Annotated in this window: 6 protein-coding genes, 1 tRNA gene, 1 pseudogene and 1 riboswitch; of the genes and pseudogenes, 5 read left to right on the top strand and 3 right to left on the bottom strand. The window is 40.0% G+C overall.

What is annotated here, in order from left to right:
* Window positions 1-386 (top strand): annotated as a pseudogene (locus tag VEHSUH06_RS08460) (IS256 family transposase); the annotation flags it as partial.
* Between the two features lie 60 nt (window positions 387-446).
* Here the strand turns inward: VEHSUH06_RS08460 and VEHSUH06_RS08455 are convergent.
* From VEHSUH06_RS08455 to VEHSUH06_RS08445, 3 genes are read right to left on the bottom strand one after another with little or no spacing between them, the layout of a single operon-like run.
* Complete coding sequence (locus VEHSUH06_RS08455; RefSeq protein ID WP_105098528.1) at window positions 447-890, bottom strand: hypothetical protein; 444 nt, start codon at window positions 888-890, stop codon at window positions 447-449.
* Window positions 890-1,195: a TM2 domain-containing protein gene (locus tag VEHSUH06_RS08450; RefSeq protein WP_199179784.1), complete on the bottom strand. Its 306-nt coding sequence runs from the start codon at window positions 1,193-1,195 to the stop codon at window positions 890-892. Before VEHSUH06_RS08450 ends, VEHSUH06_RS08455 begins: the two co-directional genes overlap by 1 nt.
* Before the next feature lie 15 nt (window positions 1,196-1,210).
* Window positions 1,211-1,486, bottom strand: coding sequence for a helix-turn-helix transcriptional regulator (locus VEHSUH06_RS08445; protein WP_105098527.1), 276 nt, complete (start codon window positions 1,484-1,486; stop codon window positions 1,211-1,213).
* A 142-nt stretch (window positions 1,487-1,628) separates the two neighbouring features.
* Window positions 1,629-1,801, top strand: a riboswitch (cobalamin riboswitch).
* 387 nt (window positions 1,802-2,188) lie between these two features.
* On the opposite strand from VEHSUH06_RS08445, the gene VEHSUH06_RS08440 reads away from it, so the two are divergent.
* The 4 genes from VEHSUH06_RS08440 (at window position 2,189) to mazG (ending at window position 8,148) form a co-directional block, all read left to right on the top strand.
* Window positions 2,189-2,273: transfer RNA gene (locus tag VEHSUH06_RS08440), tRNA-Leu, on the top strand.
* 208 nt (window positions 2,274-2,481) lie between these two features.
* Window positions 2,482-5,778 carry a transcription-repair coupling factor gene (gene mfd, locus VEHSUH06_RS08435; protein ID WP_105098526.1) on the top strand — a complete coding sequence of 1,099 codons (3,297 nt, stop codon included), beginning with the start codon at window positions 2,482-2,484 and terminating at the stop codon, window positions 5,776-5,778.
* Window positions 5,775-7,382, top strand: coding sequence for a polysaccharide biosynthesis protein (locus VEHSUH06_RS08430; protein ID WP_105098525.1), 1,608 nt, complete (start codon window positions 5,775-5,777; stop codon window positions 7,380-7,382). Before mfd ends, VEHSUH06_RS08430 begins: the two co-directional genes overlap by 4 nt.
* Window positions 7,366-8,148 carry a nucleoside triphosphate pyrophosphohydrolase gene (gene mazG / locus VEHSUH06_RS08425; RefSeq protein WP_105098524.1) on the top strand — a complete coding sequence of 261 codons (783 nt, stop codon included), beginning with the start codon at window positions 7,366-7,368 and terminating at the stop codon, window positions 8,146-8,148. Before VEHSUH06_RS08430 ends, mazG begins: the two co-directional genes overlap by 17 nt.
* Window positions 8,149-8,176 lie beyond the last annotated feature (28 nt).

Below are 8,176 nucleotides of genomic sequence, written 5' to 3'. Positions count from 1 at the left end.
ACTCTCTAGTGGTGTTAATTAATACAGAGACAATGTTTCGATATTTAGATGAAACATTGGTGTTAGATAAAGAATGTCCGAGGACTAATAACCCTATTGAAGGTGGGGTAAACGCACAACTCAGACGTTTATTGCGGTACCATCGAGGGATGTCTGTAGAAAAACGCATAAAAGCGGTCTTTTGGTGGTGTTATTTACACTCACCAAGACCGCTTCCTGCAAAAGAAATACTTAAGGTAATGCCAACTGATGCGAGTATTTCTAAAATATATAGATCTATGAATGAAAGAGCCCAACTTCAAGGCATAATTCCAACTTGGGGGGATGCCATTTCTTGGGGTGATTTGCATAACTATGACAAATTATCTTTCAATGATTGGGATTAAAGTACCAACACGTTTTGTCCTATAACCCTATAATAAACTAGAAATCCGTCTATCGTTTGCTTATTTAAGCTGACCAGCGGCAACAGCAAGGTCACGCCAATAGATGGCTTGCATATAACCATATGTATCTGGTTTTAAGGTAATTAATTTAGCTTTATTACGTTTTTCTTCACGTAATACTTTACCTGTACGAGCGTCAATAATATTACGTTGGTCTTGAACCCATTGAATCGTATCGTTGTCTTGATCAAAGTAATAATGGTTAATATACTCTGTCATATAATACTGAGCTCCTTGATGACTATAGGTACGGCCTATAATTTCAAAGTTATTACCTTCACCGGCAATAACTTTAACGCGTTGTTCAGCATAATAATTTTGGCCGTTCATACGATATAAATAGGCATAGCCTCGTGCATTCTCTAAATCAGCAATATTAACTGCTTGAGAGGGCAGGATACCTAAGATAGTGAAAGTCGCCGCAATTAACAAAAATTTTTTCATTATTGCACCTCAGGATAGAGAACTTTAGCCTCTTTTATTGCATCTTGAATGAGTTCCTTATTACGTGACCTTACCATTCCAGGGATACGGAATAAGTCAATGATCATCCAAATACCTAAGCCACCAGCTGTAAGCCAGTAGATAATATTAATAACTGGTTTGTTTAAATAGAAATAATGTACGCCAAGGACGAACCAGAATAGGTAGGCCATACCAGTTTCTTTTTGACGCGCTTGAGCAGATAATACATAGTTTTTTTGCTGCTCTGTTAAGCCTTGCATTAGTGCTAATACATCAGGTGTCATAAAATCTCCTTTATACTACTTTGCGTGTGGCTGATCAGACTCTGCCACAACATGTACAACTAATTCTTGATCTGAAGGAATCTGTGCCATGACTATAGGCATAGGTACATCCATAGCGGCTGCAATACCTTTGATTTGGCGCATTGCTACGGGTACTACAGTACCATCGTCTTGTACATTTTTCTCTAATACTTCAATTTCAGTGGTAGTTAAACCTGCTTTATTTGCAAAGTTTTCAATGGATACTCCATTGGATTCGCGATATTGTTTAATGAAATCTCCGATATACATAGATTCCTCCTATTTATAGATACTATTATATTGTAATTAAAAATATGATATATGGCAATAGATGAATAAAAGATGAAGTTAATAAAATTACAAAAATAAATTGACTTAATACGATAGCGGTGTTAATATTAACTCATAGAAAACATCATATTTGGGAATAGGTGCTGAAAAGCATAATAGAGAAGCTGGTTAAATGCCAGCACGGTCCCGCCACTGTATGGTCGAGCGAGTCTAAATTAAGTCACTGGGAAACTGGGAAGGCTAGATGAGCGATGAAGCCGAGTCAGGAGAACTGCCTATTCAACATTCACCATTTGACCTACGAGAGATAGGGAGGAGAAGTTAATAGCTCCTTTTTACGTACCCGTAAAAAGGATTTTTTAGTTTTATATGATCTAAATATATTATTTTGATATTTAGATTATAGTGCTTACGACCTTAATGTCGTGCTATGGTCATGGTGGATTATACCTTTTGGTATTACCAGCATGACATACGTTATGACTGTTAATATATTTTATGGTAAATGTAGGGCATGCATTTATTCATCATCATCCTAAAAAAGAGGCTGACCCAGGGTTCTAGTAGTTCGGATTCTGGGTCAGTCTCTTTTTATTTTATGAGATACATGAAATTTAAGTTAATTATAAAAAAAAGATTGACGATGCATTCTATACATGATATTATTATTTCAGTTGAGACGCGGGAGTGGCGGAATTGGCAGACGCACCAGACTTAGGATCTGGCGCCTTACGGCGTGGGGGTTCAAGTCCCTTCTCCCGCACCAACTTTATTGCACCTTTAGAGGTGCTATTTTTTTTGCCTAAAATTAGGTGTTCAAAACGGATATAAAAATAACTATAAATATAACTGTTATCGTGTTTTTACTATCATATATAACGCGGTCTAGAAGCTTATCTACTAGGTTATATGTTATAATAAATGAGTTAGAACTATTTAATTAATACAATCATAGTAATACTATATGGTGCAGTATGGATAATACATTAACTAATCTGCTTTCACAGAACCCATCCTTTGTGGATGGGCTAAACGCATTTCAGCGGAAAGGAAAGTCAGTTATATATGGTCTTAGTGGTTCTCAAAAGAGTTTCCTCTTAAACCAAGCATTTACTACAGGACTTACAAAGCCTGTAGTTATCGTAGTCCATGATAAGGACCATAAAGAGATGTGGGAACGGGACTTAGCTTTTTTCATGCCTAATGTTCCAGTCCTCTCATTTCCTACCACAGATCATGTAGACTTTACGACTGTGGCTCGTAGCCTTGAAGACCAAGGGGCCCAAATGCGTGCATTAGCCCTTCTTGCATGGCAGGAGCCAGCTGTGGTTATTGCTAATGCAGAGGAGGTTACACAATACGTTGTATCTCCACAATATTTAAAAGGACAATCGCTACATTTTGCTTTAAATGATACGGTTGAGCGTGATACAGCGCTTGAACAACTTGTCACAATTGGATATGAACGGGTAGACCAGGTGGAACAACGTGGTCATTTTGCCGTGCGTGGCGATATTATAGATATCTATCCTGTTAATAGCGACAATCCCATTCGTATAGAATTCTTTGGTGATGAAATCGATACCTTGCGGTTTTTCGCTGTAGAGAATCAACGGTCTATTGAACAAATTGATTCTTATACGGTGACGCCTTTCTTCCTTGGTAAAAGCGATGCAGATAGTACCTTATTATCGTATGTAAAGGATGGTCTCCTCATTTACGATGAGCCAGGACGTATTCAAGAAGCGCTAAAGAAGTTTCTAAAGGAAGATCCTACACATCGCAAAAATCATTGTGACTGGAGTGAATTGCAGCGCACTGTAGAAGCGACTACTCAAGTGGCTTTTACATTTATGCAACAACGCTCTATTGGGCTTACTGGATTTAATCCTATTGGTATTCAAGGGAAGACGATGACGAGCTTTGAGCGTCAAATTCCTTTATTAACAGATGAAATTAAGCAATGGCATCGCCTAAATCATCAAGTTGTATTGGTATTAAATAACCAACAACGACGAGAAGGCATTGAACGAGCTCTTGAAGGAGAAAATATCGCCTTTATACATAGTGAAGAATGGATTGCTAAGCCTAATACGGTTGTTATATTACAAGGTTTATTGACCGACGGCTTTGAATTGCCAAATAGCCATTTAGTAGTTGTCGTAGAAGGCAATATTTACGGACAACAAAAGCACAAGCTTCGCAATAAGCCTAAAAAGGGCCAAGAAATCAATTATTTTACGGATTTAACCCCTGGTGACTATGTTGTACATAGTATGCACGGTATCGGTAAGTATATTGGCCTTAAAACGATAGAAACGGAAGGCATTCATCGTGACTATATTGAAATCGCTTATGCGGGAACGGATAAACTGTTCTTACCTGCAAACAATTTAGATCAGTTACAAAAATACATCGGCAATGAAGGTGATGTGCCTCGCATCCATAAAATGGGTGGCCGTGACTGGGCTAAGGTTGTTACAAAGGCAAAAAAATCCATTGATGATTTGGCAGATAAGCTCGTTGAGATCTATGCACAACGAGAAATTACAGAAGGCTTTGCATTTTTGCCAGATCAACCATGGCAGCAAGAGTTTGAAGATGCATTCCCTTATGAAGAGACGGAAGATCAGTTACAGGCTACGGCGGAAATTAAAGAATCTATGGAGCGACCTGTTCCTATGGACCGATTGCTAGCTGGAGACGTAGGCTTTGGTAAAACTGAAGTCGCTATGAGAGCTATCTTTAAAGCTGTTATGAGTGGCAAGCAAGTTGCGGTGCTCGTACCAACTACTGTTTTGGCGCAACAACATTTCCAAACCTTCTTGAATCGCTTTGCCCCATTTGGCGTAAAGGTAGATGTACTTAATCGATTCCGCAGTACAGCTGAGAAGAAACAAGTTTTAAAAGGTGTAGAAGATGGCTCGATTGATGTTCTCATCGGTACCCATTCGCTACTTAACAAAAAGGTTGTCTTTAAAGACTTAGGCATGCTCGTTGTAGACGAGGAGCAACGTTTTGGGGTAGCGCAAAAGGAAAAATGGAAAGAGTGGGCTAGTAATATTGATGTGCTTACTTTGAGTGCTACACCAATTCCACGGACCTTACATATGTCTCTCGTAGGTGTTCGTGAAATGTCCGTCATCAATACGCCACCTGAAGAACGCTTACCTGTTCAGACCTATGTGGTGGAATATGACATGAATCTCGTTGCAGATGCAATTAAGCGAGAATTGGCACGGGGGGGACAAGTTTACTTCGTATATAATCGAGTGGCATCTATTAATCACATGGGTGAATTATTAGAAGCGGCGTTGCCAGGTTTGCGTTATGCTATTGCTCACGGTCAAATGACGGGCCGTCAAATTGAAGAAATTATGACCGATTTCTATGAAGGTCATTACGATGTATTATTGTCCACCAGTATCATCGAAACCGGTTTAGATATTCCGAACGCCAATACTATCATCATTTATGATGCGGATCGGTTAGGTTTATCTCAGCTATATCAAATGCGTGGACGCGTAGGGCGCTCTCGTAGACGGGCCTATGCATACTTTATGTATCGACCTGATAAAATGCTTTCAGAAGCTGCAGAAAAGCGCTTAAAAGCTATTGAAGAGTTCACGGAGCTAGGTGCTGGTTTCAAACTTGCTATGCGAGACTTAGAAATTCGTGGTGCTGGTAATCTCTTAGGTTCACAGCAACATGGCAATATCGCATCTGTCGGCTTTGGCATGTACGTAAGTATGCTTGAAGAAGCGATTGTAAAGGCTCAAAATAAAGAGGTAGAGCGCGAGGTATCTATTGATCCAGCTATTGATTTAGAAGTAGATGCCTTTATCGATGATGAGTACATTAAAGATAGTGCTCGTAAGATTTCTGTATATCAACGGTTGTTACATATTAAATCAAAAGAGCAACTAGATGACATGACAGATGAACTGATAGATCGTTTTGGTACGCCTACAGATCCGGTAGATAGATTATTGCGTATTGCTCAAATTAAAGAGCAAGCACGTCTGCTTGGTATTAAAAGTATCGTCCGTAGAGATCAACAGCTTACGATCCATTGGTATGATGACTCCAAAATGGCCGACTGGGATATGGGAGCTGTACGGGAAGATTTATGGAAAAAAATGAAGTTTGCAGATACCAAGCCAGCCACATTATATGTGAGCCTTAATGGCATGAAAGGTTCTATTTTGACCATTACGGAAGCGGTGATGAAGGCACTGAGCCACAAGTCATCGACTAAGGAGGGCCTATGAATCGATTTTTAAAGGGCGCCATGATTTTAACCTTAGCCGGTATTATCGTGAAGGTCATCGGTGCGTTTAGTAAAGTTCTTATCGCCCGTGTTCTTGGTGGTGAAGGCATCGGCCTATATATGATGGCTTATCCAATCTACCAAATTATCGTCAGCATCTCTGCGGCAGGCATTCCTGTAGCCATTTCTATTATGATTGCGGAAAAACTCGCCAATGATGATATGCGGGGCGTACAACAAGTATTTTCTGTATCCTTAAGAGTACTTACTATTTTAGGTTTAGTATTTAGCTTGGCCTTATATGGCAGCGCACAGTGGCTCATAGATACTCAGATTATTACAGATCCACGAGCTCTCATAGCTATTCAGTTGTTATCGCCAGCTATCTTTGTAGTAACGATTCTGAGTTGCTTTAGAGGTTATTTCCAAGGTTTCCAATACATGGTACCGACAGGAACGAGCCAAATCTTTGAGCAAATTTTCCGCGTATCCTCTATGGTTGGCTTAGCTTACTACTTCATCGATAGAGGCTTACATTTAGCGGCAGGGGGTGCTACCTTCGCCACCTTCCCAGGTGTATTAGCAGGTTTACTCGTATTAATTTTCTTTTACTATCGTCAACGACGCGTGCGCGAGCAGATGCTTTCACAACAGAATCCAAATGCTATTTGTGAAAGTAATAGTGCTGTAGTGAAACGATTATTTAGTCTAGCGATACCTGTATCTATGGCAAATATTATGTTGCCTATGGTATCCCTTATCGATACATTCATAGTGCCGAAGCGTTTGATGGATATTGGGTATTACCTCAATGAAGCAACAACACAATTTGGCTACCTGACAGGGATGGCCACGTCACTCATTGGTCTACCTATCATTTTGACCACCTCTTTGGCGGCCAGTTTAGTGCCGGCTGTATCTGAAGCTCATGCACAAGGTAATGTTAATCGTATTATGCAGCGGGCAGGAACGGCTATTAAAATTGCCAATATGTTCACGATTCCCGCCTGTATTGGCCTTTGTGTACTGGCGACACCTATTTCTCTGCTGATCTATGCAACGCCTAATGCAGGGCCTGTTATCGCTGTTATTAGCCTAAGTATTGTATTTCTAGGGTGGCAGCAAATTACAGCTGGTATTCTGCAAGGTTTGGGGCGAACTGTAATCCCTATGGTAGCGATTTTCGTTGGTTTATTAGTGAAAACATTCTTGGATTATGAATTGACAGGAACTGTTGAACTTGGTATCAATGGTGCTGCGTGGGCTACAAACTTAAACTTCGCCATTGCTGCATTGATTAATTATATATTTGTAAAGAAATATGTAGGTTCTGTCCTTAATAAACTTGAATTGCTGAAAATTGTCGTATCTGCTATGGCTATGGGGGGCGCAACGCAAGTTATCCATGTGAGTACTGTAGAGTTATTAGGTAATGGTGGCGCTGTAGCGGCCGCTATTGTAGTGGCCGTATTCGTATATGGACTATCTTTATGGCTTACTAAGGCCGTTGTGAAGGATGATATGTATCATTTCCCAATTATCGGTAAGCGTTTACAAGCTCGTCGAGATAAGGAGGAAGCAAAGCTCTATGAAGAACAATACTAAGGAATCCATATCTGTACAACCATTAGTGGATGTAGTAAAAGCCTTACGTGCGCCTAATGGGTGCCCTTGGGATCAAAAGCAAACGCATGAATCCTTACGACGCTATTTCATTGAAGAAACCTATGAAGTAGTAGATGCCATTGATAATAAAGATATGCCCAATCTTCGTGAAGAATTAGGGGATGTATTATTGCAAGTTGTCTTTCATAGTCAACTAGCAGAGGAAGCCGGTCATTTTACCTTACAAGATGTCATAAATGACGTTACTGAAAAAATGATTCGTCGTCATCCCCATGTTTTTAACCCTGAAAATGATGAAAAATCATACTCTTGGGATGAATTAAAGGCTCAAGAAAAGAAAAATTTTCAAAAATCTGTATTAGATGGTGTGTCCAAAGGTTTACCTGCTTTGGTGGCCGCTTATAAGCTTCAGGAAAAGGCCGCAAAGCTAGGTTTTGACTGGGACGAGCTCGATCCGGTTTGGGCGAAAGTTTCCGAAGAAATGGGTGAATTTAAGGAGGCTATAGCACAAAAAGATAGAGAAAATATGGAAAAAGAGGCAGGAGATGTACTTTTTTCCTTGATTAATCTACTCAGATGGTATAAAATAAGCGGTGAAAATGCACTAAATCGCACAAACACAAAGTTCCGACAGCGTTTTTTACATGTAGAGGCTTGTGTTAACCAAAGCGATCGCTCATGGGAAGACTTTTCATTAGCTGAGCTGGATGCTTTTTGGGAGGAGGCTAAAGTGCAGGAAAAGTAACCTAGAGGTTTTGCATACTTCTTAGGTA

It is taken from the genome of Veillonella sp. S13053-19, from assembly GCF_002959835.1.
Lineage (GTDB): Bacteria > Bacillota > Negativicutes > Veillonellales > Veillonellaceae > Veillonella > Veillonella rogosae.
The sequence above is the reverse complement of the archived record's forward strand: the minus strand, read 5'-3'. Positions and strand labels throughout refer to the sequence as shown.